Source organism: Terrirhizobium terrae (assembly GCF_030323265.1).
In the GTDB taxonomy this organism is placed as follows: domain Bacteria; phylum Pseudomonadota; class Alphaproteobacteria; order Rhizobiales; family Rhizobiaceae; genus Neorhizobium.
On record NZ_CP104992.1, the window covers coordinates 3,726,929 to 3,750,485 of the forward strand.

Annotated in this window: 17 protein-coding genes, 4 pseudogenes and 1 riboswitch; of the genes and pseudogenes, 8 read left to right on the forward strand and 13 right to left on the reverse strand. The window is 61.0% G+C overall.

The genetic code is table 11. From position 1 onward, the window contains the following. The first annotated feature begins 70 nt into the window (after window positions 1–70). The gene (locus N7E02_RS26435) at window positions 71–256 is read left to right on the forward strand and encodes a hypothetical protein (protein WP_286580718.1); all 186 of its coding nucleotides are present in this window, start codon (window positions 71–73) and stop codon (window positions 254–256) included. 49 nt (window positions 257–305) lie between these two features. Next, the gene (locus N7E02_RS26440; protein ID WP_286580720.1) at window positions 306–1,637 is read left to right on the forward strand and encodes a DUF1963 domain-containing protein; all 1,332 of its coding nucleotides are present in this window, start codon (window positions 306–308) and stop codon (window positions 1,635–1,637) included. Window positions 1,638–1,773: 136 nt separating this feature from the next. On the opposite strand, the gene N7E02_RS26445 is transcribed toward N7E02_RS26440, so the two are convergent. The 4 genes from N7E02_RS26445 to N7E02_RS26460 are packed head-to-tail and all read right to left on the reverse strand — an operon-like array spanning window position 1,774 to window position 5,768. After that, window positions 1,774–2,388, reverse strand: a complete 615-nt coding sequence (locus tag N7E02_RS26445; protein WP_286580722.1) for an ABC-type transport auxiliary lipoprotein family protein — start codon at window positions 2,386–2,388, stop codon at window positions 1,774–1,776. 18 nt (window positions 2,389–2,406) lie between these two features. Then, entirely contained in the window at window positions 2,407–3,777 is a 1,371-nt protein-coding gene (locus tag N7E02_RS26450) for an MlaD family protein (RefSeq protein WP_286580723.1), read from the reverse strand. Between the two features lie 8 nt (window positions 3,778–3,785). Beyond that, a complete protein-coding gene (locus tag N7E02_RS26455; protein ID WP_286580725.1) occupies window positions 3,786–4,625 on the reverse strand; it encodes an ABC transporter ATP-binding protein in 840 nt (279 codons plus the stop codon). Window positions 4,626–4,634: 9 nt separating this feature from the next. After that, window positions 4,635–5,768, reverse strand: coding sequence for an ABC transporter permease (locus tag N7E02_RS26460; protein ID WP_286580726.1), 1,134 nt, complete (start codon window positions 5,766–5,768; stop codon window positions 4,635–4,637). A gap of 114 nt (window positions 5,769–5,882) precedes the next feature. Between N7E02_RS26460 and dgcA the strand changes: the two genes are divergently transcribed. After that, window positions 5,883–6,866: an N-acetyl-D-Glu racemase DgcA gene (gene dgcA / locus N7E02_RS26465; protein WP_286580728.1), complete on the forward strand. Its 984-nt coding sequence runs from the start codon at window positions 5,883–5,885 to the stop codon at window positions 6,864–6,866. On the opposite strand, the gene N7E02_RS26470 is transcribed toward dgcA, so the two are convergent. The 3 genes and pseudogenes from N7E02_RS26470 to N7E02_RS26480 form a co-directional block, all read right to left on the reverse strand. Further along, entirely contained in the window at window positions 6,836–7,363 is a 528-nt protein-coding gene (locus N7E02_RS26470; RefSeq protein WP_286580730.1) for an MFS transporter, read from the reverse strand. The two genes, dgcA and N7E02_RS26470, sit on opposite strands and share 31 nt — an antisense overlap. A gap of 38 nt (window positions 7,364–7,401) precedes the next feature. Continuing rightward, window positions 7,402–8,016 carry an MFS transporter gene (locus N7E02_RS26475; protein WP_286580733.1) on the reverse strand — a complete coding sequence of 205 codons (615 nt, stop codon included), beginning with the start codon at window positions 8,014–8,016 and terminating at the stop codon, window positions 7,402–7,404. 103 nt (window positions 8,017–8,119) lie between these two features. After that, window positions 8,120–8,931: pseudogene (locus tag N7E02_RS26480) on the reverse strand (UDP-2,3-diacylglucosamine diphosphatase). A 211-nt stretch (window positions 8,932–9,142) separates the two neighbouring features. Between N7E02_RS26480 and N7E02_RS26485 the strand changes: the two are divergent. Both N7E02_RS26485 and N7E02_RS26490 read left to right on the forward strand, forming a co-directional pair. Continuing rightward, window positions 9,143–11,470, forward strand: a pseudogene (locus tag N7E02_RS26485) (NADP-dependent malic enzyme). A gap of 134 nt (window positions 11,471–11,604) precedes the next feature. Further along, on the forward strand, window positions 11,605–12,324 hold the full coding sequence (locus N7E02_RS26490; RefSeq protein ID WP_286584119.1) for a hypothetical protein: 720 nt from the start codon (window positions 11,605–11,607) through the stop codon (window positions 12,322–12,324). Between the two features lie 14 nt (window positions 12,325–12,338). On the opposite strand, the gene bluB is transcribed toward N7E02_RS26490, so the two are convergent. From bluB to N7E02_RS26510, 4 genes are all read right to left on the reverse strand, one after another. After that, a complete protein-coding gene (gene bluB / locus N7E02_RS26495; protein ID WP_286580735.1) occupies window positions 12,339–13,025 on the reverse strand; it encodes a 5,6-dimethylbenzimidazole synthase in 687 nt (228 codons plus the stop codon). A gap of 83 nt (window positions 13,026–13,108) precedes the next feature. Next, window positions 13,109–13,289: riboswitch (cobalamin riboswitch) on the reverse strand. A 38-nt stretch (window positions 13,290–13,327) separates the two neighbouring features. Beyond that, window positions 13,328–14,161 (reverse strand): TolB family protein, encoded by an 834-nt coding sequence (locus tag N7E02_RS26500; RefSeq protein WP_286580737.1) that lies wholly within the window; start codon window positions 14,159–14,161, stop codon window positions 13,328–13,330. Beyond that, on the reverse strand, window positions 14,158–14,892 hold the full coding sequence (locus N7E02_RS26505; protein WP_286580739.1) for an NYN domain-containing protein: 735 nt from the start codon (window positions 14,890–14,892) through the stop codon (window positions 14,158–14,160). Before N7E02_RS26505 ends, N7E02_RS26500 begins: the two co-directional genes overlap by 4 nt. Before the next feature lie 74 nt (window positions 14,893–14,966). Further along, a complete protein-coding gene (locus N7E02_RS26510; protein WP_286580741.1) occupies window positions 14,967–16,640 on the reverse strand; it encodes an NAD+ synthase in 1,674 nt (557 codons plus the stop codon). A 174-nt stretch (window positions 16,641–16,814) separates the two neighbouring features. On the opposite strand from N7E02_RS26510, the pseudogene N7E02_RS26515 reads away from it, so the two are divergent. Beyond that, a pseudogene (locus tag N7E02_RS26515) lies at window positions 16,815–17,235 on the forward strand (TadE/TadG family type IV pilus assembly protein). After that, on the forward strand, window positions 17,236–18,957 hold the full coding sequence (locus N7E02_RS26520) for a pilus assembly protein TadG-related protein (protein ID WP_286580742.1): 1,722 nt from the start codon (window positions 17,236–17,238) through the stop codon (window positions 18,955–18,957). A 93-nt stretch (window positions 18,958–19,050) separates the two neighbouring features. Here N7E02_RS26520 and N7E02_RS26525 read toward each other — a convergent pair whose 3' ends face one another. Beyond that, window positions 19,051–20,424, reverse strand: coding sequence for a class II 3-deoxy-7-phosphoheptulonate synthase (locus N7E02_RS26525; protein WP_286580744.1), 1,374 nt, complete (start codon window positions 20,422–20,424; stop codon window positions 19,051–19,053). A gap of 310 nt (window positions 20,425–20,734) precedes the next feature. Here N7E02_RS26525 and N7E02_RS26530 point away from each other — a divergent pair, with 310 nt between their 5' ends. Beyond that, on the forward strand, window positions 20,735–22,054 hold the full coding sequence (locus N7E02_RS26530; RefSeq protein WP_286580747.1) for a pilus assembly protein TadG-related protein: 1,320 nt from the start codon (window positions 20,735–20,737) through the stop codon (window positions 22,052–22,054). 50 nt (window positions 22,055–22,104) lie between these two features. On the opposite strand, the pseudogene gor reads toward N7E02_RS26530, so the two are convergent. Beyond that, window positions 22,105–23,494 (reverse strand): annotated as a pseudogene (gor, locus tag N7E02_RS26535) (glutathione-disulfide reductase). Window positions 23,495–23,557: the final 63 nt, after the last annotated feature.

Genomic DNA, 23,557 nt, shown 5'->3' on the forward strand with positions numbered 1-23,557 from the left:
TCCGTGCGTCTTGGCTGTCACTTTATCGATTGCATTTTTCCCAACGAACACGTCCGCACAGGAGCTCCATATGAAGCTTGTCGAAACACCGGAATTCTCGATCGAGGCCAATCCGATGTTTGAGAACGCTCGCATTTTTGCGGGCTCGATCGGCTTGCGGCAGCAACCGGAAACGGCGTTCTCGCCGCAGATGAGCGTGTGGTCTGCAAAGGCAGAAAAAGACATCACCGCAGGACTGGCTGACCGATGCTCTTGAGAGAGATGGGGGCAAAATTATCGGGCGCAGCACTGTTGCGTTGGCGGGCATGGCCGGTGAGATCAGCAAGGTGAAAGATCGGCTCGAGGATTGGGACACAAGGAAGAAACGGGATTGGTATCGCTTGCGGGCAGTCCTCGTCTCTGCCGACGGGTCTACCTGGTACCACGCGACGGCCATGGCAAGTAAACCGGATCTTGCAGAGATCGAAACGGACTTCACGCGTCTACTCGGTTCAATCCGCGTCAAGCTAGAGGGCGCTGCTGCGGAGATGGCCAAAGCGGCGGCTGATGCCGAGAAATCAGCGGTGATTGAGAAATTGAAGAACAACATGGAGAGGGCTTCGGCCATCCGCATCGCGCAGAGCGAGGAAGAGCGGCGCGTCGAGAGGCTTGCGAACGCGCAAGCTCCACTGACCGATATCGAGAAACGCTTCGATGATGCAGTGGCCGAGGCCGGCTTGGAAGACAAGCGCGACGCGCTACGTCGGATCGTGATGCCGACAGTCTCCATGACTGAGCTGGATATCGCCGACCCTACCCTTGTTGGCCTGAGCCGCATCGGCGGCGGCCCCGACCTCGCTGTTGGCCAGGAATGGCCACGCAATGATAACGGTTTTCATCTGAACTTTCTTGCTCAGGTCAATCTCGCCGACCTGCCGGACCGCCCCGAAATCTTGCCGGAAGCCGGACTGATCTCCTTTTTCACCGGAACGGACTATACCGACTGGCACGTCCTCTATACTCCAGCAGACGCCAAGCTTGAGCATCGCGCACTCCCTGAAAACGCAATGGACACGGCAATCGCAGCCCTTGAAATGGTTACGTGGGACAGCGCCCTTGCGCGCTTTGTGGCGGACGGGTCAAGCGTAGATGGCCTGTCGGTCGAAGCGGATGAAACGGGCCGCCTGACGTTCAAACGCGGGGCCGAGCCCGTCATGGCCTTCGCTTCCGAATACGAGTTCAGCCGATCGGCGCAGTCTCTAAGGCTTGAACGCTCGCTCAGCGCACCGTTCGGCCAGCCAGGGACGAACAACAACCCAAAAGCCTATGCCGATCTTGGTATCGACGACCCATCTGATTTCGCCATCGCGATCGGAGACCATTTCAGAATTGGCGATGGCCCGCAGCATCAGATGTTTGGCATCACCGGCGTCCGCGATCTCGCCACCCTCCAGAAAATGGCCGCCGACCATGCCGCTAAAAACGGATGGACCGACATAGCTTCGCCCGACGGCTGGTTCATCCTCGCCAAGATCGCCTCCGGCGGGGAAGCCGATTTCAGCTTCTCCGACCACGGTGACTATATCTTCATGGTCAACCGCAACGACGCCGCGAGGGGAGACTTCACGCGAGCTTACGCCTTTGTAGAGTCCGGCTAAAGATTTCGGCCAATTTTACCACGGCTGCTAGCTTAGAGCTCCGAGAATGCCATCTCGGCAAACAAGCACTAATCGCGCTGCACCGACACCGAGCAGGCCATGATAACGCCTGCCTTTGATGACCGGTCTGCTTTTATCAAATCGCCTTCAGCGACCAATCCACAATCTCCGCGCCAACCTTCGCAAACGCGCGATCAAGCGCCTCGACGAAAGCGCTGTTGGCGCTGCCGGAAACCGGCGATGTCGCCTTGAACACGCTGCTGGCGCGCACGGTGCCATTGCGATCGTTGAGGATCTTCGCGGAAATCTCGACGGTCGCCACCCGCGTGCCATCGGTCGTCACCTCGAAGGAACGGATATCGGTCACGACCTGATAGTCGATGGCGAGCCCCTGGCCCGGCTTTCCCACACCGCCGAGACGGCCGGAATTTTCGAAAGCCTCGACGAGCTTCGACTGCACCAGACGCGGCAGGCGATCGCCCCAACGGGAATTGGCGAGATACTGCACTTCCGAAGGTGACACACGCACCACGACCTGCTCGCTGTCGAGCATCTTCACCGCGGTCGGTTCCGGCACCAGGATCTGCCGGTTGCGGGCGGACGGGCCTGCGGCCGTCGGCGTCAGCGACAGATCGAACGTGTCATTGTTCGCCTTGGTGCCACAGCCCGTCACCAGCGCGGCAATCACAGGCATAGTCAACAGCAACGCCCGGCGCCCGGTCGGCAGTCCCTGGTACTTGGAAACGCTCATTAACTGCTACCCCTGCCTCTAGCGCCTTGTCCTGCCGTCATATTCCTTGACGGTCTCGCCGCCGAAGATCAGCCGCTGCGGATTATCGTCGAAATTAGTGATGGTCTGATTGAGATTGTCCACGGTCCGCCGCGTATCGGTGACCAGGGTCTGGATGTCCCTGAGACCCGTCGCCGAGAAGCGCTGCAGGTTCGCGGCGATCGGGCCGACCTGGGCATTGATGTTGTCGGCAACGGTACGGAACGATTCCAGCGTCCTGCGCGCCTCAGCAAACAGGCCCTGCGACTCGTCGCTCGACACCAGCCCGTCGACCTTGGCCAGGATGCCGTTGACCTGGGTCGAGGCGTCGTTGAGCTTGGTCGCCAGCTGCGTGAAGTCGGTGATCGCGTTGTTGATGTCCTCGGAGCGATGCGCCACGTCGTCAACGACGGTGCGGGCAGATGCCAGCGTCTGGCGCGCGTCCTCGGAAGCGGCCGAAATATTCTGGATCGCCTTGCCGACCTGGTTCGGGTCGACGGCGGCCAGCAGGCCGTCTGCACGCTGCAGAACGCTCTGCGCATCGTCGCCGACCTTCGCGAAGCTTTCCGCGGCGGTGCGCACATTCGCGACCAGCGGACCGAAATCCTCCGAGGCATTGGCAACATTACGCGATACCCGCTCGGCATTCGTAACGACCTGGTTTATCCGCTCCGCATCTATGGCCCGGACCAGTTGATCCGCTGCCTCGAGCGTCGAATTCAACGTGCCGGAAACGCGATCAACCGTGGCCGAGAGGCTGGACAGGCTATGCAGGAATTCGTCGATGCTGCCGGAATTGTTGGCGAGAGCGCCCGTAAACGTCTCGACATTGCGGATCGTCTGCGTCAACGGCCCGCGCGCATCGCCGACAAAGCCCTGTATGTCGCCGATCGCCTGATCGGCGCGCTCCAGGATTTTGTCCGCCGTCGCAAGCAGGTTGGTCACGCTCGACTGGTCGGCGATCAGCACGGCCGGACGGCCCGCCTCCATCGCCTTCTGCAGGATGTTTTCCTCGCCCTTGGCGCCGCCGGAAAGCTCGATATAGGCGGCACCCGTCAGGCCCTGCACTTCCAGCACGGCCTTGGTCGACTGGTAGACCGGCGCATCCGCCCTCACCTCGGTGAAGGCGATCGAATAGCGCGGGTCATCCGGGTCGATCGTCAGGTTGCGCACCGAACCCACGGGAATACCGTTGAAGCGCACCGGCGAGCCCACGGAAAGACCGTTAGCCGAGCCCGGAATGCGAATCGCCAGCTCAGCCGTCGGCCCGCCCCGACCGGACTGCGCCATCCAATAGACGAAGCCGAAGGCGGCCGCGATCACCAGCAGCGTGAAGAAGCCAACAAGGGCATAATTCGCTTTGGTTTCCATGGGTTACTTCACTTCCCTGCGTCTACCGGGGTTTTATTGTCATCTGTTACAACGGAACGCGCGCGTTTTCCCCGGAAATAGGACTGAACCCACGGATCATCGCAGTCGAACATATCCTGCAGCGTGCCTTCCACCAATACCCGTTTCTGTCCGAGCACGGCAATACGATCACAGACCGAGAACAGGCTGTCGAGATCGTGCGTCACCATGTAGACGGTCAGTCCGAGCGTATCGCGAAGCTTGGCGATCAGCGCGTCGAAATCCGCCGCACCGATCGGATCGAGACCCGATGTCGGCTCGTCGAGGAAGACGAGATCCGGGTCGAGCGCCAGCGCGCGCGCCAGTGCCGCGCGCTTGATCATGCCGCCGGAAAGCTCGGACGGATATTTGTCCGCCGCATCCGGCGGCAGACCTACCATTTCGAGCTTCACATAGGCGAGTTCGTCCATCAGCGACTGCGGCAGGTCGAGATATTCCCGCATCGGCAGCTGGATGTTTTCCTTGACCGTCAGCGCCGAAAACAGCGCGCCATGCTGGAAGAGCACGCCAAGCCGCGCATCGAGCGCCATGCGCTCCTCTTCGTTCGCATGATCGTAGTCAGTGCCCAGCAATTCGATCTTGCCCGAGCGATGCGGCAGAAGCCGAAGCACCGTGCGCATCAGCACCGACTTGCCCGTACCCGATGCCCCGACGAAGCCGAGGATTTCGCCGCGATAGACATCAAGATCGAGCTTGTCGAGCACCAGCTTGTCGCCGAACCCGACCGTCAGATCGCGCACCGACAGCACGACCTTGCGTTCGTCCTTTGCCGGGGTCTTCTCCATCGTCTTCTGTTCTTCGTCTGACATCACCACCCCTTAGAAATCGATCGCGGAGTAGAAGATGGCGAAGAGCGCATCGATGAGAATGACGGCGAAGATGGCTTTGACCACCGAGGCCGTCACATGCTGGCCGAGCGATTCGGCGCTGCCGCCGACCTTCATGCCTTCCACGGCCGCGACGATACCGATCGCCAGCGCCATGAACGGCGCCTTGATCATGCCGGATGCGACAGACGTATGGTCGATCGCCTCATGCAGGCGGGACAGATAGGTGTCGAAGGTAATCCCGGAATAAAGATTGGCGACCACCGCCGCACCATAGAGCGCAGCGAAATTGGCGACGATGGTCAGAAGCGGCAGCGCGATCGTCAAGGCGACAAGCCGCGGAAAGATCAGCACGCCGACAGGATTGAGGCCGATAACCGTCAATGCGTCGATTTCCTCGCGCATCTTCATCGAGCCAATTTCGGCCGTGATAGCACTTCCCGAGCGGCCGGCGATCATGATCGAAGTCAAGAGAACACCGATCTCACGCAATTGCAGAATACCGACGAGGTCGACGACAAAGATTTCGGCACCGAAATAGCGCAGCTGGAACGCGCCCTGCTGCGCGATGATCGCGCCGATCAGGAAGGACATGAGCACGATGATCGGCACGGCGCGCACGCCCATCCGATCGATATGGGTCACGACCGAAGCCGGCGAAACGCCTGCCCCGCGGCCGAATTTCAGCTGCGCGCCCCGGACGGCCGAGCCCAGAATATGCATCGCCGAATAGAGATCGCCACCCAGTTCCGCGACAAGCCTGCCGGGCGGCGTGAACACGCGCTCGAACAGGCTGCGCTTGTCCGGGCCCGGTTTCGGTGGAGCAGGTGTCTCCTCGGGCAGCGCCGCGACCAGTTCCTCGATCGTGCCGTTGCCGCCCGACAGCTTGGGCTCGCCGCCCTTGGCGGTCATCAGCCGTCGGATCAGCCAGGCGCCTGCCGTGTCGATACCTTCAATGCCGGAGACATCGATCTCGACGGCACCCTGATCACCGGCTTTCCCGGCGGCATCGAGGTCCTTCAGGACATGCGAAACGGAATGGTTGCGCCAATCGCCCGTCAATAGGTAGCGCTGACCGCCGCCCGGCAGGTCTTCCGTCTGGATTTTTGCGATATTGGAATTCACAGGCCGCGGGCGCTCGTTTCATTGGGTCGAATCTGGCAATGCGTTGATCGCATTCCAGGAACCCGCAATATAGACGGCTCGTGCCGATTTGCCACAAGAGGACATCCGAAAGCCATGAGCCGTCACCTTGAAGCAACAATCGAGGCCTTCCCCATCGCCGGCAGTTTCACGATCTCGCGAGGTTCGAAGACAAAAGCCGAGGTGATCGTCTGCACGATATCCGAAAACGGCATCACCGGCCGCGGGGAATGCGTACCCTATAAGCGTTATGGCGAAAGCCTGGATGGCGTCATGGCGGATATTCTCACGATAGCCGCAGAACTGGAACGAGGCCTCTCAAGGCAGGAGCTTCAGACCCGGATGAAGCCCGGCGCTGCGCGCAACGCGGTCGACTGCGCCCTTTGGGATCTCGAAGCCAGGCAGGCAAAGAACACGGTCGCGGCGATGATCGCTGCGACGTCGACGGATCCCCTCCTCACCGCCTTCACTCTCTCCCTTGCCGATGCCGCGACTATGGCGGAGGACGCCCGCAAGAACAGCGAGAGGCCTCTCCTCAAGGTCAAGCTCGGCACCGAGAACGACGAAGACCGCATGCGTGCTGTCCGTGTCGGCGCGCCTCGATCGAAAATCATCATCGATGCCAACGAAGGCTGGACAGAAGCCAATTTGGCGAGACACCTCGCCATAGCGCGTGAACTCGACATCTCCTTGATCGAGCAGCCGCTGCCCGCCGGCAGCGACGACCTCCTGTCACGCATCGAGCGGCTCGTCCCTATCTGCGCCGACGAAAGTGTCCATTCAACCGCCGATCTCGCCGCCCTGCGCAACCGCTATGACGCGGTCAACATCAAGCTCGACAAGACCGGCGGCTTGACGGAGGCCCTGAACATGAAGGCAGCGGCGACCCACCTGGGCTTTCAGTTGATGATCGGCTGCATGGTCGGCACGTCGCTCGCCATGGCGCCGGCCGTGCTTCTGGCGCAAGGCGCAGATTACGCCGATCTCGACGGCCCGCTGCTGCTGGCCAAGGACCGCCCAGGCGGCCTGCGCTATGAAGGCTCGCTCGTTTACCCGCCGACGGCCGATCTCTGGGGCTGAAGCCGCGCCGCAACAGCAAGAATGCCGAGGCCGGCGAGAGCAAGCAATGCCATGGCAAAATAGCCATTCAGGCCCGCCGAACGATAGATGATGCCGGAGAGCAGCGTCGAGGCAGCCAGGAACGCGCCGTTGTAGAAGACGTAAGCACCTTGCGCCGAGGCCTGGCGGTCTTCCTCCACCGCTTCCGCCAGCCGATATTGCAGGCCGAGATGGGTGAAGGCGAAGCTGAAAGCGTGGCCGATCTGCAGCACTATATAGCCCGCAGCGCTCCACTCGAAGGGAAACAGCGTCCACCGCACGATCGCAACAAGACAACCGATCTGCATCAGGCGCCAGGGCGAGAAACGCTTTGCCAGCTTTCCGGCCGCGAAGAACACCATGATCTCCGCGAAGATACCGGCACTCCAGAAGGCCGCGATCATGCCATTGGAGAAGCCGAGATCCTGCCACTGGATCGTGCTGAAACCGTAGAACATGCCATGGCTGGACTGGATCACAGCCGCTCCGATCAGCAGCGCGTGGATATCCGGCCTTTCTATACGAGATGCCCGCGCCCCCGTGCGCTCGCCTTCGTCGCCATCGAGACCCGCGGAGCCGACCAGCCGATTCCGACGGCCAGTGCGAGCATGACGGTCACCATGACAGGGATGACATCCGGCCCGGCCAGCGAAGAAAAGCCACTGGCAGCAAGCGTCGCCGCGACAAAACCGATCGATCCCCAGACGCGCATGAAGCCGTATTGCAGTCCCCAGCGTCGCACGCCGCTGATCGTCATGGCCTCGACGGTCGGGGCGAAAGGCGCGAAAAGTGCCGCCTGCAAAGCGACAACGATGAGAACCACCGAAAAATCACGGCTGATAAAGAGGCCCAGGAAGGCGATCAAGGAGAGCGCCGCGGACCAGGTCAGGATCGTCGTCGGCTGACGCGCCATGTTGGCCAATGGTCCGGTCAGCGGTGCCATCAGCACCCGCAGCACGACCTGAACCGCGAGGATCGCACCGATCTCCGGCGCGCTGAATTCTAGACTGTGAAGCCAGACCGGAAGATAGGGCAGCAATATGCCGTTCACCGAAATCGGTGCGGCATAGGCCAGGGCACAACGAAGCTGGAACTGCGGAGGAGCAGCGAGCGAAGGTTCGGCGGTTGTCACGGAATCACAACTATCTGTGAAGGTCCGCCAGACCTAGCATAGACGCCCGCAGCTTACACGTTATGCGGGCACATTTTCTCGGATGAAATGCGATCGGCCGGAATCAGGCGGCCTGCATGCCCTTGATCTCCGGGCTCGGCAGCGCATGCAGTTCCGCGGTTGCCTTGATCGTCTGCCAAGAGATCAGTTCCAGCGTACCATCGTGATGCTCGGCGATTGCCGTGCAGCTTTCCACCCAGTCTCCGGTATTGACGTAGTGGATGCCGTCGATGTCGGTCATCACCGCGTGGTGGATATGGCCGCAGATGACGCCGTCCACCTTGTTGCGGCGCGCTTCGTCAGCAACGACCTTCTGGAATTCGCCGATGAAGTTGACGGCGTGCTTGACCTGCAGCTTGGCCCAGGCAGAGAACGACCAGTAGGGCATGCCGAGCTTGCGGCGGATGGCTGCCAGTCCGATATTGATCACGATTGCTGCGTCATAGGCCCAGTCGCCGAGATAGGCGAGAAGGCGCGCATTGCGCACCACGACGTCGAACTCGTCGCCGTGCAGGATCAGGTATTTCTTGCCGTCGGCCATTTCGTAGGTCGCGCGATCCGCAACTTCGATCCCGCCGAAATGGGTGCCCGGGAAATCCCGCAGAAACTCGTCGTGATTGCCGGGAATGTAGACGATACGGCTTCCTTGCGCGCCTTGCGCAACAGCTTCTGCACCACGTCGTTGCATCCCTGCGGCCAGAACCAGCTGCGCTTCAGGCGCCATCCGTCGACAATGTCACCGACCAGAAACACCGTGTCGGCCTCGTGGTATTTGAGGAAGTCGAGCAGCAGATCCGTCCGTGCGGCCTTCGAGCCGAGATGCACGTCCGAGATGAACAAGGTCCTGAATTGCCGGGTCTCGAATGTCGCTGTCACGGAAGCCGTCCTTTCATAGCCTGCCCCGCGGTTTGAAAACCAGACTCGTGTTTCAGGATGATGACAGGAGCCGGTCTCCTCCGCGCGTATCTGCGCATGTTCCAATTTCCGCCACGAGCTGAAATTACCTGCTGTTCGCCGCTGGCGATTGATGTAAGAGGGTGCATCCTCCCCACATGGACGAAGATTTAAGAGCAAGGCAGGAGTGACTATGGACGCGAACGAAAACCAGAAGTCGGCTGTGCCGACCAGCGCCGATCTCGACGAACAGGCACTGTTTTTCCACCGTTACCCGCGTCCCGGCAAGCTCGAGATCCAGGCGACCAAGCCGCTCGGCAACCAGCGCGATCTGGCGCTCGCCTATTCGCCCGGTGTTGCGGCGCCCTGCCTTGCCATCCGCGACAACCCTGACGTGGCTGCGGACTACACCGCACGCGCCAACCTCGTGGCGGTCATCTCCAACGGCACCGCCGTGCTCGGCCTCGGCAATATCGGCCCCCTCGCTTCCAAGCCGGTCATGGAAGGCAAGGCCGTCCTGTTCAAGAAATTCGCCGGCATCGACGTCTTCGACATCGAGATCGACGCCGCCAGCATTGGCGAGATGGTCTCCACCGTCTCGGCGCTGGAGCCCACCTTCGGCGGCATCAACCTTGAAGACATCAAGGCGCCGGAATGTTTCGAGGTGGAGCGCCAGCTCCGCGAGAAGATGAACATCCCGGTCTTCCACGACGACCAGCATGGCACCGCGATCATCGTCGCCGCGGCGATCCTGAATGGCCTGGAACTCGCCGGCAAGTCGATCACCGACATCAAGATCGTCACGTCGGGCGCCGGCGCCGCGGCGCTCGCCTGTCTCAACCTCCTCGTTTCGCTCGGCGCGAAGAAGGAGAATATCTGGGTCCACGACATCGAAGGCCTCGTCTATGAAGGCCGTACCGAGCTTATGGACGAGTGGAAGTCGGTCTTCGCCCAGAACAGCGACAAGCGCGTGCTGGCCGATCTGATCGACGACGCGGACGTCTTCCTCGGCCTGTCGGCCGCAGGCGTCCTCAAGCCCGAGCTTCTCGCCCGCATGGCGCCGAAGCCGCTGATCATGGCGCTCGCCAACCCGACGCCGGAAATCATGCCGGAACTCGCCCGCCAGGCGCGTCCCGACGCGATGATCTGCACCGGCCGCTCGGACTTCCCGAACCAGGTCAACAACGTCCTCTGCTTCCCGTATATCTTCCGTGGCGCGCTCGATTGCGGCGCGCGCACGATCAACGAGGAAATGAAGATGGCCGCCGTCAAGGCCATCGCCGCACTGGCCCGCGAGGAAGTGTCCGACGTGGCCGCAAAGGCCTATACCGGCGAGACCCCGGTCTTCGGCCCCGATTACCTGATCCCCTCGCCCTTCGATCCGCGCCTCATCCTGCGCATTGCCCCGGCAGTCGCACGTGCCGCAGCCGAAAGCGGCGTCGCAGCTCGTCCGATCCAGGATTTCGAAGCCTATCTCGATCAGTTGAACCGCTTCGTCTGGCGCTCCGGTTTCGTCATGAAGCCGATCTTCACGGCTGCCAAGTCAGCGGAAAAGAACCGCGTGATCTTTGCCGAAGGCGAAGACGAGCGCGTGCTGCGCGCAGCCCAGATCCTGCTGGAAGAAAAACCGCCCAGCCGATCCTGATCGGCCGTCCTTCGGTGATCGAGGCACGCCTGAAGCGCTTCGGCATCCGCATCCGCCCGAATGTCGACTTCGCCGTCGTCAACCCGGAAGACGATCCGCGTTATCGCCAGTATGTAGACGACTATATCGCGCTCGTCGGCCGCCAGGGCGTCAATCCTGAAGGCGCACGCACAATCGTGCGCACCAACAACACCGTCATCGGTGCCCTCTCGGTCAAGCGCGGCGAAGCGGATGCACTGATCTGCGGCGTCGAAGGTCGTTACGATCGGCATCTGCGCGACGTGAACCAGATCATCGGCAAGCGGGCGGGTGCCTGCACCAATGCCGGCCTCAGCCTGCTGATCTCCCAGCGCGGCGCGATCTTCTTCACCGACACGTTCGTCAACTACAATCCGACGGCCGAAGAGATTGCGGAAATCACGGTGTTGGCGGCCCAGGAAGTGCGCCGCTTCGGCATCGAGCCCAAGGCAGCGCTGATCTGCCACTCGAATTTCGGCTCGCGCGATCTCGGAGAGCGCCCGCAAGATGCGCGCTGCCCTGGATATCATCCGCCAGACAGCGCCGGATCTGGAAGTGGATGGCGAAATGCAGGGCGGCTCGGCGCTCAACGAGGCGCTGCGCAAGCGCGCCATGCCGAACAGCACGCTGACCGGCGAAGCCAATCTTCTGGTCTTCCCGAATCTCGATGCCGCCAATATCTCGCTCGGCTTGGTACGGATGATGATGGACGCGCTGCATGTCGGCCCGATCCTGCTCGGTACGAAAATGCCCGCCCACATTCTGTCGCCCTCTGTCACCTCGCGTGGTGTGGTCAACATGGCGGCACTCGCCGTCGTCGAAGCCTCCCAGCCGGAGCCCCTGCAGCTCGTCAAATAAGCTGCAGGGCTCACGGCAAGTTTCCCGCATGCCGGAATTGCTAAAGAAAAACCTAGGGCATCGAAGGCGATTCTGTTTTCGCCTTCGATGCCCTAGTGTTGAAGCCAGCCGCAGAAAGATGCGACAGGTGGGAAATGACGCGCGTCAATGGACTGAGACTGGCGATATTGGCTCTCGGAGCCCTTTCCGTCCCGCAGGCGGCCAGCGCGCGGGATGTGGAGATTTGCGCCAATCTCTATCGCGAATTGAGCAATGCCCCGCAGATTATCGGCACGGGCGGCGACATGCGCCGCTATGCGGCCGAGGTTAGCCAGCAGAATGCCGATATCCGTAATTTGAGGATCGACATGCGCAACCAGGGCTGCCGCCCCAGGCTGGGCGGCGCTGGCGGCAGCATCGTAACACTGGGACGCTCTACCGATCCTGTCTGCCATCAGATGCAGGAGGCATTGGATGCGTTGGAGGCGCAGCGCAGGGCGCTGGCCGAACAGCGCAACAGCAGCCGCAGCCTGTCACAGCCCTCGGAAGAACGAGTCGCCATCCTCGCCGCCATCCGCCAGAACAATTGCACACCTGCCGATCTCGACGTGCAGACCGCGATCGACGAGCAGGAGCGCATGCGCATCCGGGGTATCGCCTTGCCTGGACCGGACACGAACTCGAGCATCACCCATCTCGGAGAACCGGTCGCCATCGTGCCGAAAGAAGAGAAGATCGAGTTTCCGCCGGAGCGCCCTACGATCCGAGCAGGAAGGTCCGCATGGTCGGACCGCGCTTCTTTCCGGAACGGAAGATCGATCTCGCCAATCCGAAACTCGTCGGAGCGCAGCCGCAGCAATAGCGCGCTCGGCTGACAGCGAAGTGGCCGTCAGCGCCGGCCCCAGCCATCCTTGAACACAAGCTCTTCCAACGGCAGTCTCTGACGCCACCCTTTGATCGCCAGTTCCGGCTCACTATAAAGTTCGTCCACATAGCCGAGGCAGAGCCAGGCGACGATCTCGATCCTGTCCGGAATGCCGAGCAGCGCGCGGACGTCAGCATCATGAAAAATGCTGACCCAACCGACGCCGATCCCTTCCGCCCGAGCCGCGAGCCAGAGGTTCTGCACCGCGCAGACCGCTGAATAGCTGTCCATGCGCGGATTGTGCGTGCGCCCCAGCACGACAGGCCCGGCCCGGTCGGGATCGCAGGTCACGCAGATCGAAAGCGGCGCCTTGCGGATGCCTTCGAGCTTGAGGCCGCGATAGAGGTCTCGGCGATGCTCTGGAAACATTGCCTCTGCCTCGGCATTGGCTTTCGAAAAGGCCTCCCAAGCGGCAAGCCGCACGGCCTCGTCGCGTATAAGGACAAAATTCCACGGCTGCATGAAGCCCACTGACGGCGCCGAATGCGCCGCTTCCAGCAAACGTCGGATAAGATCGTCGGGTATCGGATCGGGCAGGAACTGGTCGCGCACGTCCCGGCGCGTTCGGATGGCGCGATACACGGCGTCGCGGTCTCGCTCGTCGAATGCTTCGGCCGCCTGCAGGCCGTGGCTCATCATTTCAGGTCGCATCGTTTATCCCCAACAATGCAGCGGCAGCGAAGACCATCACTGGCCCGACGCAAACGCCCTCAACCTGTCCGCCGTCCGCGCGGATCGGTCCATATCGTCAGGCCGGTCTTCTGACTTGGCTTCGTCCCGCCATCGCAGCCTTCCCGGACAAACCAGTGGCATGTTGCGATAGCCGTCCGCCTCACAGCGTTGGGCACGTCCCGGAATTTCACCGGCTTCCCGATTCTCCCATCGACGATGGGCACCTGACGCCTGACCTTATGCCGGGCAGCGCTTCACCACGCAAGGCCGACGGTCATACGTCATGCTTCGGGGAAGTAGGGAACGTAGGCAAACTCATCACCATCCGGTGACCAGTTGGGGGAGTTGATCGTCCCCTGCCCGCCGAACAGTTCGAACAGCGTCTCGACATTGCCGCCATCCGGGTCCATCAGCCGCATCCGAACCTGCTTGTCGCGTGGATGATCGAACACGTCTGCGTCATAGGAAACGAAGACGACCTTGTCGCCCTTCGGTGACGGATGCGGGAACCAGTCGCCGTAGTCGCTCGTGGTGATCCGCTCCGCCTCACCGCCTGCCGCCGGCACGCGCCAGATCTGCATCAGGCCGGTGCGGCTGGAATTGAAATAGATCCATTTCCCGTCGGGTGAATAATCGGGCCCGTCATTGCGGCCCTCGCCATGGGTCAGCCGCGTCTCGTTCTGCCCGTCGATCCCGATCGTATAGATATCGAAGACCTGGTCGCGAATACCGCAATAGGCAAAGGTCTTGCCGTCCGGCGACCACCCGTGCCAGTAGGATGGCAGGTTCTCGGTCACCAGCCTCGGCGTGCCGCCAGCAGCCGGCAGCACATAGATCGCCGACTTGCCGAACTCGACCTTGTCGGAAATCGCGATCAGCGACCCGTCCGGCGAAATGCCGTGATCGTTGTTGCACATGGTCGCAAAGCCGGTATCGATCTTCTCCGGCATCACATCACCACTCAGAGACAGGCGATAGATCAGCCCCTCGCTGTTGAGCATGAGATATCTGCCGTCCGGCGACCAGTTCGGCGCTTCGAACAATTCTTCGGTCTGCCAGACCACCCGGTTTTCCCGGGTGCGGATGTTGAAGATCTCGACGGAACTGCGCGTCATCCTGTCTTATCCTTGGTTTGTACAATCGCACCGGCGGAGGATCTCACCCGGACCTCCATGTCTACCGTCCCCTCGTTGCGTATTTCCAGAGATTCGGACTTTTTGAGCACCGTGCTGAACTTCACAAAGCCAAAACTCTTCGTCTGAAACCCCGGATTGGCTTGCCTGATTGCAGAAGCAAGATGGCCGACTTTCACCCATTCGCCAGCGTCCTTACCCAATATCGCAAGCGCCTTGATGACATAAGGACGAATATCCTTGGTACGCTTGAGTGTGACAACCTTGGCCTCCGCCATCTTCTCCAGGTCGAGATCGAAAAATTCGTCGAAGGCCACCCTCAGTCCGCTAGAGGCTTTGCTGCCTCCAATGCCCACGGCCCGATTTCCTCGCATTCTCAGCCTAGTCGCTAGATGGATAAAATCGCTGTCGTTGGAGATGATACAGTAGGTACCGATCTCCGACTTACACATCATCTCCGTGACATCGATCGCCAGCAGAATATCGCTGCTGTTCTTGCCCGAAATCGTCACCTGCGCTGTTTGGAGAGATAGCGCGTGACGTGAGGCCACATCGACCCACGGCCGCAGCATCTCTCGGGTGAAATCGCCGTAGACGCGCCGTTCCACGATAGGGCCGCACGAGGCGGCGATGTCCAGCACCCGCTGTATCACCCTTGGCGGCAGATTTTCCGCATCTATGAACACACCAACCTTGCTGCCCACGACCGCCATGAGTTCCTCCAGACCAAGCTGCCTGCAGGAAACTCCAAGTTACCGCGATCGGGAAGGAATTTTCGCCGACTCGGTTAGCGATCCCTGAACCGGTTGGTGATCGGATAGCGCCGATCGCGACCAAAATTCTTCTTGGTGATCTTCACGCCCGGAGCCGACTGCCGCCGCTTGTATTCGGCAAGGTAAAGCAGATGCTCGATCCGATGGACGGTCGCTACGTCATGGCCGCGGGCAACGATCTCTTCCGTGCCCATTTCCATCTCGACGAGGCATTCGAGAATGTCATCGAGCGCCGGATAGGGCGGCAGTGAATCTTGGTCGGTCTGGTCGGGCCGAAGCTCGGCCGACGGCGCCTTGGAGATGATGTTGACGGGGATCACCTCGCCGGACGGCCCAAAGGCGCCTGCCGGCACATGGCGGTTGCGCCACTCGGCCAGCGCATAGACCTGCATCTTGTAGAGGTCCTTGATCGGGTTGAACCCGCCATTCATGTCGCCGTAGAGCGTCGCATAGCCGACCGACATTTCCGACTTGTTGCCGGTCGTCACCACCATCGAGCCGAACTTGTTGGAGATCGCCATCAGGATCGTCCCACGGGTGCGGCTCTGCAGGTTCTCCTCGGTGATCCCCTGTTCCGTTCCCTCGAACATATCAGCAAGCGACGAAAGGAACCCCTCAACCGGATCGGAAATCGGAACGATATCATAGCGGCATCCGAGCGCCTTGGCGCAATCTGCTGCGTCCTTGAACGAATCCTCGGACGTATAGCGATAGGGCAGCATGATCGTGCGCACCCTCTCGTCGCCCAGCGCATCGACGGCGATCGCGGCGCAGACGGCCGAGTCGATGCCGCCGGAGAGGCCGAGCACGACGGACTTGAAGCCGTTCTTGTTGACGTAGTCGCGGAAGCCAAGCATGCAGGCGAGATAGTCCGCCTCTTCCTTTTCCGGAATATGCGCCATCGGCCCCGGCAGGCAGCGCCAGCCATCTTCCTCGCGTCTCCAGTCGGTGACGACGACCGCGGGTTCGAACTGCGACAGCTGGAAGGCCAGCGACTTGTCGGCATTGAAGGCGAAGCTCGCGCCGTCGAAGACCAGCTCGTCCTGACCGCCGAGCTGCGCCGCATAGACCAGCGGCAGCCCCGTCTCGATCACCTGTTTCAGCACCACCTGATGGCGGATATCGACCTTGCCGCGATAATAGGGAGACCCGTTCGGCACGAGCAGGATTTCCGCACCGCTTTCCGATAGCGTTTCGCAGACACCGAGTTCACCCCAGATATCCTCACAGATCGGAATGCCGATCCGAACGCCACGGAAATTGACCGGTCCCGGCATGGCACCAGCCACGAAGACGCGTTTCTCGTCGAACTCGCCGTAATTCGGCAGATCGATCTTGTCGCGGATGGCGACGATCTTGCCGCCATCGAGCACGGCGATCGAATTGTGACGCCCTTCCTCGCCCTGGCGCGGAAAGCCGATGATCATGCCCGGCCCGCCATCGGCGGTTTCTGCTGCAAGCTCCTCCACCGCCTTCAGGCAGACTTTCAGGAAAGCCGGTTTCAAAACCAGATCTTCCGGCGGATAGCCGGAAAGGAACAGCTCCGTGAACAGGATCAGATCCGCCCCTTCGCGGGCTGCGTCGGCGCGCGCCTCGCGCGCGAGCTTGAGATTGCCGGCGACGTCGCCGACTGTTGGATTGAGCTGTGCGATTGCGATGCGCAAGGTCTGGAGATTTTCCTGGGTCATGGTTCCGATTTAATCCGACCCTGCGATTGCCGCAACGGCAAGTCGTCAAATTTCGACTTGGTCAGGCGTACCGCCCCAATCGCGCATCCATTACATCCCACATCTTTATTTTAGCGTGTTCTTAATAAGTGAAATCAATAATAAAGCCCAAGCAAAAACACGGGGGAGAGACGGATGCTCATTCGTCGATATGGTGCCAACAATTCAGGGGCTGCAGCAGTCGAATTCGCACTGATCGCCCCGCTTTTCTTCCTCACACTGCTGAGCCTCATCGCATACGGGATCTACTTCTCCGCAGCCCATTCGGTCCAGCAACTGGCAGCGGACGCGGCCCGCACGGCGGTCGCAGGTCTTAACGAGACCGAGCGCGAAACCCTGGTGGCCGATTTCGTCAGCCGGACCACGATGAACCATGCGCTCCTGGACAAGTCGCGCCTTTCTCTTCAGGTCCAGGTCGATCCGTCGAACCCCAACCAGTTCACTGTTTCTCTCAGCTACGACGCCAGCAACCTGCCGATCTTCAACCTGTTCAGTTACGCCATGCCGGCCAAGCAGATTAGACGCTTCTGCAACAGTGCGGGTGGGAGGCGTCTGAATGCTGCGGCACATCCACGCGTTCATAAGAAGCGACAGGGCCAATGTCGCCGTCTCGACGGCCATCTGCCTTCCCATTGTCCTTGCGGCCATGGCGCTCGGCGTCGACTACGGTTCCCTGACCCTGCAGCAGCAGGAACTCCAGACTGCGGCCGACCTTGCCGCCATCACGGCGGCCGCCACCCCGGCCAATCTGGAGAACGGCGTGCTGGCCTATGCCAGCCTCAACGGCAAGAACATTGCCGTCCTGAAGAACGGACAGCTCCTGAACAAGGGCGCCCCGGTCGCCTTCGATCCGGCGACCGTGTTCAGCAAGTTCGACGCCTATGCCGTCGTCAGCGGTGGCACCTACCAAGCGAGCACCATGGTGGCGGTCGCAAATCGATTCAAGTCCGGCGCCACTCCCTATGATGCCGTCCGCGTCACGCTCTACAGCAAGGGCGGGCTGTATTTCGCCAACAATGTCGCGACCGCCCCGACGCTCAATGCCAGCGGCACGGCGGCAGTCGACAAGATGGCCTCCTTCTCGGTCGGCTCACGTCTCGCCAGCCTCAATGGCGGCGTCGTCAATGCATTGCTCGGCAAGCTTCTCGGAACCAATGTTTCCCTCTCGGTCATGGATTACCAGTCGCTGGCAAACGCCAATGTCGATCTGCTGAAGGTGTTCGACAAGCTCGCCATCAAGCTCAACCTGACGGCCGCCACCTATGACGAGCTTCTCAACACAAGCATATCCTACGGCACGCTGTTGAACGCCATAGGCCAGACCACCGGCGTCACGCCGGCCGTCGCGGCCATCCTGAAGACCCTGGAGACAACCGTCTCCAAGACCAAGCTGACGGTAAAGCTCAAGGATCTCGTCGATGTCGGCCCCCTCGCCAGCCGCCTGATCGGCCAGAGTGACGGACTGACACTCGATGCCGGCATTTTCGACCTCGTCAGCACGACAGCCAATATCGCGCACGGGTCGAGCCAGGTGGACCTGGATCTCGGCGCGACCATACCCGGCCTCGCCAATCTCAGCGTTTCGCTTGCCATCGGCGAACCGCCTGTCGGCGCCACGTCGCTCGCCGTCGGCAAGACCGGCACGATCGTCCGCACCGCCCAAACCCGTCTGGCCATCAATGCCACGGTCGACGGTCTGACCGGCCTGCTCGGCATCAAGGTCAAGCTGCCGCTCTATCTCGAAGTCGCCCATGCGGAAGCAAACCTCGCCTCGATCACCTGCGGTTCGACCGGAGCGACTGTCGGCGTCGAGGCCGTGCCCGGCGTGCTGGAACTCTCGCTCGGCGACGTCGACCCCACAGCCTTCGCCAATTTCGGCAAGGACCCGCGCGTGACAAAAGCCAAGATCGTCCAGGCCCCGCTGATCAACCTGACGGCGCTTGCCTATGCCAACGCCACCAACATGAACACGACCCGCGTCAGCTTCTCGCCGTCGGACATCAGCTCGAAGGTGGTCAAGAACATCTCGACACAGAACACGGTCAGCACGCTGACCAGTTCCTTGCTCAAGGATCTGACGGTCGAAGCCGATGTCCTCGGCATCAAGGTCGTCCTGCCGACGGCGATCCTGGGCGGTCTGCTGGACACGCTGAACTTCGTCACCGCCCCGCTCGACCAGCTGCTCTACAGCCTGCTCGGAACGCTCGGCGTCAAGATCGGCCAGGCCGACATTCGGGTCGGCGGCGCCAGCTGCAAGAATCCGGTTCTGGTCCAGTAACCAAGTCGAGGAACCGAAAACGGGCCGGGCTTTCGCCCGACCCGTTCTTTTATTCGAAGATCGTGAGGGCCAATCGGCCCTGATCAATCCCAATCAGCCGTTGACGACCATCCGCTTCTCGTCGCGACCGGTCTTCATACGCTCGGCCAGCAGGAAGGCCAGTTCGAGCGCCTGGTCGGCGTTGAGGCGCGGGTCACAATGGGTGTGGTAGCGATCCTGCAGATCGCTGGCCGTCACCGCGCGAGCGCCACCGGTGCATTCGGTCACATCCTTGCCGGTCATCTCGACATGGATGCCGCCCGGATGAGTGCCTTCCGCCCGATGGATCTGGAAGAAGCTCTCGACTTCCGACAGGATCCGCTCGAACGGACGGGTCTTGTAGTGGTTGAGCGTGATCGTGTTGCCATGCATCGGATCGCAGGACCAGACGACCTTCTTGCCTTCCCGCTCCACGGCACGGATCAGCTTCGGCAGGTTGTCGGCAACCTTGTCGTGACCGAAACGGCAGATCAGCGTCAGACGGCCGGCCTCGTTCGACGGGTTCAGCGCGTCGATCAGCTCGATCAGGTTGTCGGGCTGCAGCGACGGACCGCATTTCAGACCGATCGGGTTCTTGATGCCGCGGAAATATTCCACATGGGCATGGTCGAGCTGACGTGTGCGGTCGCCGATCCACAGCATGTGGCCGGAGGTCGCATACCAGTCGCCGGATGTGGAGTCGACGCGGGTGAAGGCTTCCTCATAGCCGAGAAGCAGCGCCTCGTGGCTGGTGAAGAAATCCGTCTCGCGCAGGCTCGGCTGGTTCTCGGCATTGATGCCGATCGCCTGCATGAAGTCCATCGTCTCGCTGATGCGGTCGGCAAGCTTCTTGTAGCGCTCGCCTTGCGGACTGTCCTTGACGAAGCCGAGCATCCACTTGTGCACGTTTTCCAGGTTGGCATAGCCGCCCATGGCGAACGCGCGCAACAGGTTCAGCGTCGCGGCCGACTGACGATAGGCGTCGAGCTGACGCTCCGGAGCAGGAATGCGGCTCTCCGGCGTGAAGTCGATTCCGTTGATGATGTCGCCACGGTAGGACGGAAGCTCCACGCCGTTCTGCACCTCGATGTTCGAGGAGCGCGGCTTGGCGAACTGGCCGGCGATGCGCCCGACCTTCACCACCGGCAGCTGCGCGCCATAGGTCAAGACGACAGCCATCTGCAGGAAGGAGCGGAAGAAGTCGCGGATATTGTCGGCGCCGTGCTCGGCGAAGCTCTCGGCGCAATCGCCGCCCTGAAGAAGGAAGGCGTCGCCATTGGCAACCTTGGCAAGCTGGCTCTTCAGTCGGCGCGCCTCACCGGCAAAAACGAGCGGCGGAAACGTTGCGAGCTGGGCTTCTGTTGCCGCCAATGCGGCCGCGTCCGGATATTCCGGAACCTGCTGAATGGGCTTCTGCCGCCAGCTGTTCGGGGTCCAATTCTGTGCCATGTCACTCACCTGTCCGCTCGCAGCTTCGCGCTGCGGTCGTTCCTCTTGAAAAATAGAGGCCGGCTTATAAACCCTAACGGCACCTTTGACCAGCCGCCTTCGCCCGTGTTCGCGAGTGAACGCATCGTTGCTTAAATGCGGCCTTGAACATCGTTTCTTAACCAGCCGCGCAGGCTGGATCACCGCGTTAAATTCTGATTCAGCCCCATATCCGACATTCGCTCACATTTTAGCGCGCGGATCGAGCTTGGGGCTGCAGATGCGGATTTTGAAACGCTTGTCGAAGGACGAGCACGGTAATTTTGGAATAATGACTGCGCTTATTCTCGTGCCGCTGATCGGCGCCGCCGGACTGGCCATCGATTTCGGCCGGGCTCTCAGCCTGCGCAACGAATTGATGGGCGCAGCCGATGCTGCAGCACTCGGTGCCATCAGTCAGGGCACCGCAGGCTACAAGGCTATCCAGCAGATGAAGCAGGATTGCCAGATCACCATAGCGCAGGATGACGGCAGGAAACTTTTCCTAAGCCAACGCAGCGTTAGTGTCGAGAACGCCTTCACGGACATGCCCGTGGAAGTGGGCATCGATGTCCAACGCAAGGCCGGCATCATAACCTCCGTCGTGTCCTTCAGCGCTCACGTGCCGACGACATTCATGCGCCTGCTCGGCAAGAACGAGATGACCATCACCGGAAGCGCCACGGCGGGCTATGGTGCGCAGGGCAAAAGCTACACCGACTTCTACATGCTGCTCGACAACACACCGTCCATGGGCATCGCCGCCACCACGGCGGAAATCGCCAGGATGAAGAAGCTGACCCAAGCCTATAACGGCCGCGAATGCGCCTTCGCCTGCCATGTCGGCTACTACGATAACAAGGGCAAATTCATCGAGAGTCAGAACACCTATCAGGTGGCCAAGAACAACAAGGTCACGCTTCGTATCGACGTCGTGGCAAAGGCGGCAAAAACCCTGATCGACAGGATTGTCGACACCGCAGCCGTCAACGAGCAATATCGCGTGGCATCCTACTCCTTCGGCAAGTATGCGCTGGAACCGGGCTACCGGATCGACAAGCTGGCCTCTCTGACGCTCGACATGAAAAGCGCCGGCGACGCGACTGAAGACGTCGCCCTGATGACGACCGACCACGACTGGTTCAATGACAATGCGCTCACCAGCTTCGACGTGGCTCTTACGGCAATCGGCAAGGAAATCAGCGGCAATGGCGGTGGCGGCGCAAGCGCTGCAGATCCGGGGAAGATCGTCTATTTCGTCACGGACGGCGTTGCCGACCACCTGAAGCCGGGCGGAAAATGCGCCGGCAGCTGGGAGGGAGAAAAAGGCCGCTGCCACGAGCCGATCAACACGGCCTATTGCAAAGCTCTCAAGGACCGGAAGATCAAGATCGCTGTTCTCTATACCACCTATGTACCGCTGGATGGCGATGGCACCTGGGACGGCTACATCAAGAACGTATTCGCCAATAAGATCGCGTCGAAACTGCAGGAATGCGCTTCACCCGAGCTCTTCTTCGAGGTGGGGCCGGATGACGACATGGAAGCGGCCATGGTCAAGCTGTTCATCCAGGCCACCGGCGGCACTACGGGTCTCCGACTGACCAATTAAACGGTCAAACGAAATCGGCCGGCGTCATTTCCGCCGGCCGACTGTTTTTCTCAGACCCGCTCGCCGTTTTTCACGCGGTAGCTCGGGCTGTACATGGTCACCAGTTCTTCCGCCGCCGACGGATGCAGCGCCATAGTGCGATCGAAATCGTCCTTCGTCGCGCCGGCCTTCAGGCAGATGCCGATGATCTGCGCCATCTCGCCCGCCTCGTGGCCGAGAATGTGGGCACCGACGACCTTGCGGCTTGTCCCATCGACGATCAGCTTCATGATCATCCGCTCCGCCCGGCCGGAAAGCGTCGCACGCATCGGCCGGAATTCGGCGCGATAGACTTCGAGTTCGGCATAACGCTTGGCCGCCTCTTCTTCGGAGAGGCCGACGGTGCCGATCTCCGGCTGGGAGAAGACGGCAGTCGGGATCAGATCGTAATCCGGTGACGTCGGATTGTCCTTGTAGACCGTCTGGATGAAGCACATCGCCTCGTGGATCGCGACCGGCGTCAGCTGTACGCGATCGGTGACGTCGCCGAGCGCATAGATGTTCTCGACATTCGTCCGCGAATAATCGTCGACGATGACCGCGCCGCGCTCATCCATGGCAACGCCGGCAGCATCGAGGCCCAAGCCGTCGGTGTTCGGATCGCGGCCGAGTGCCAGCATGATCGTATCGACGGTGATCGTCTCGCCGCACTTGGTCTTGGCCGTCAGCCCGCCGGCCGGAGCCTTGGCGACGTTCTCGATCACGTCGGTCAGGATGATCTTGATACCCTTCTCGACCATCGCCTTGTGCAGGCCCTGGCGCATGTCGTGGTCGAAGCGCGACAGGATTTCCTTTCCACGATAGATCAGCGTCGTATCGACACCGAGACCGTGGAAGATGTTGGCGAATTCAACGGCGATATAGCCACCGCCGGCGATCAGGATCGACTTCGGCAGCTCTTCCAGATGGAAGGCCTCGTTGGAGGTGATGCAGAGCTCATGGCCCGGAAGTGCCGCATGGGGATTGGCGACGCCGCCCGTGGCAATCACGATCTTGTCGGCGGTGACCGTCTTGCCGGTCTTCGTCAGGCGGATCGTATGGGCATCGATGAGTTCGGCGCGCGAGATCGATGATCTCAGCGCCATTGTTCTCCAGCCCGCGGCGATAGAGACCTTCGAGGCGGGCGATTTCCTTGTCCTTGGCAGCAATCAGTGCCTTCCAGTCGAACGTGCTCTCGCCGACCGTCCAGCCGAATCCGGCAGCATCCTCGAAATGTTCTTGATACTGGGAAGCATAGACAAAGAGCTTCTTCGGCACGCAACCGCGGATGACGCAGGTTCCTCCGAAGCGGTATTCCTCCGCGATCCCAACCTTCTTGCCGAGACTGGCCGCCACGCGGCCTGCGCGCACGCCGCCGGAACCACCGCCGATTACAAAGAGATCATAGTCATAGGCGGTCATTTGGCTCTCCTTAAGCATGCAAAACGCAAGCCGATATAAGCCTTTCGCACCGCAAGAAAAAGC

Bases quoted from the DNA above. Each gene is read 5' to 3' on its own strand.
- N7E02_RS26440 (WP_286580720.1), top strand. From the start codon at position 306: ATGGCCGGTGAGATCAGCAAGGTGAAAGATCGGCTCGAGGATTGGGAC.
- N7E02_RS26450 (WP_286580723.1), bottom strand. From the start codon at position 3,777: ATGGAAACCAAAGCGAATTATGCCCTTGTTGGCTTCTTCACGCTGCTG.
- N7E02_RS26490 (WP_286584119.1), top strand. From the start codon at position 11,605: ATGACGCGCGTCAATGGACTGAGACTGGCGATATTGGCTCTCGGAGCC.
- dgcA (WP_286580728.1), top strand. From the start codon at position 5,883: ATGAGCCGTCACCTTGAAGCAACAATCGAGGCCTTCCCCATCGCCGGC.
- N7E02_RS26525 (WP_286580744.1), bottom strand. From the start codon at position 20,424: ATGGCACAGAATTGGACCCCGAACAGCTGGCGGCAGAAGCCCATTCAG.
- bluB (WP_286580735.1), bottom strand. From the start codon at position 13,025: ATGCGACCTGAAATGATGAGCCACGGCCTGCAGGCGGCCGAAGCATTC.
- N7E02_RS26435 (WP_286580718.1), top strand. From the start codon at position 71: ATGAAGCTTGTCGAAACACCGGAATTCTCGATCGAGGCCAATCCGATG.
- N7E02_RS26445 (WP_286580722.1), bottom strand. From the start codon at position 2,388: ATGAGCGTTTCCAAGTACCAGGGACTGCCGACCGGGCGCCGGGCGTTG.
- N7E02_RS26500 (WP_286580737.1), bottom strand. From the start codon at position 14,161: ATGACGCGCAGTTCCGTCGAGATCTTCAACATCCGCACCCGGGAAAAC.
- N7E02_RS26530 (WP_286580747.1), top strand. From the start codon at position 20,735: ATGACTGCGCTTATTCTCGTGCCGCTGATCGGCGCCGCCGGACTGGCC.
- N7E02_RS26505 (WP_286580739.1), bottom strand. From the start codon at position 14,892: ATGGCGGTCGTGGGCAGCAAGGTTGGTGTGTTCATAGATGCGGAAAAT.
- N7E02_RS26510 (WP_286580741.1), bottom strand. From the start codon at position 16,640: ATGACCCAGGAAAATCTCCAGACCTTGCGCATCGCAATCGCACAGCTC.
- N7E02_RS26520 (WP_286580742.1), top strand. From the start codon at position 17,236: ATGCTGCGGCACATCCACGCGTTCATAAGAAGCGACAGGGCCAATGTC.
- N7E02_RS26455 (WP_286580725.1), bottom strand. From the start codon at position 4,625: ATGTCAGACGAAGAACAGAAGACGATGGAGAAGACCCCGGCAAAGGAC.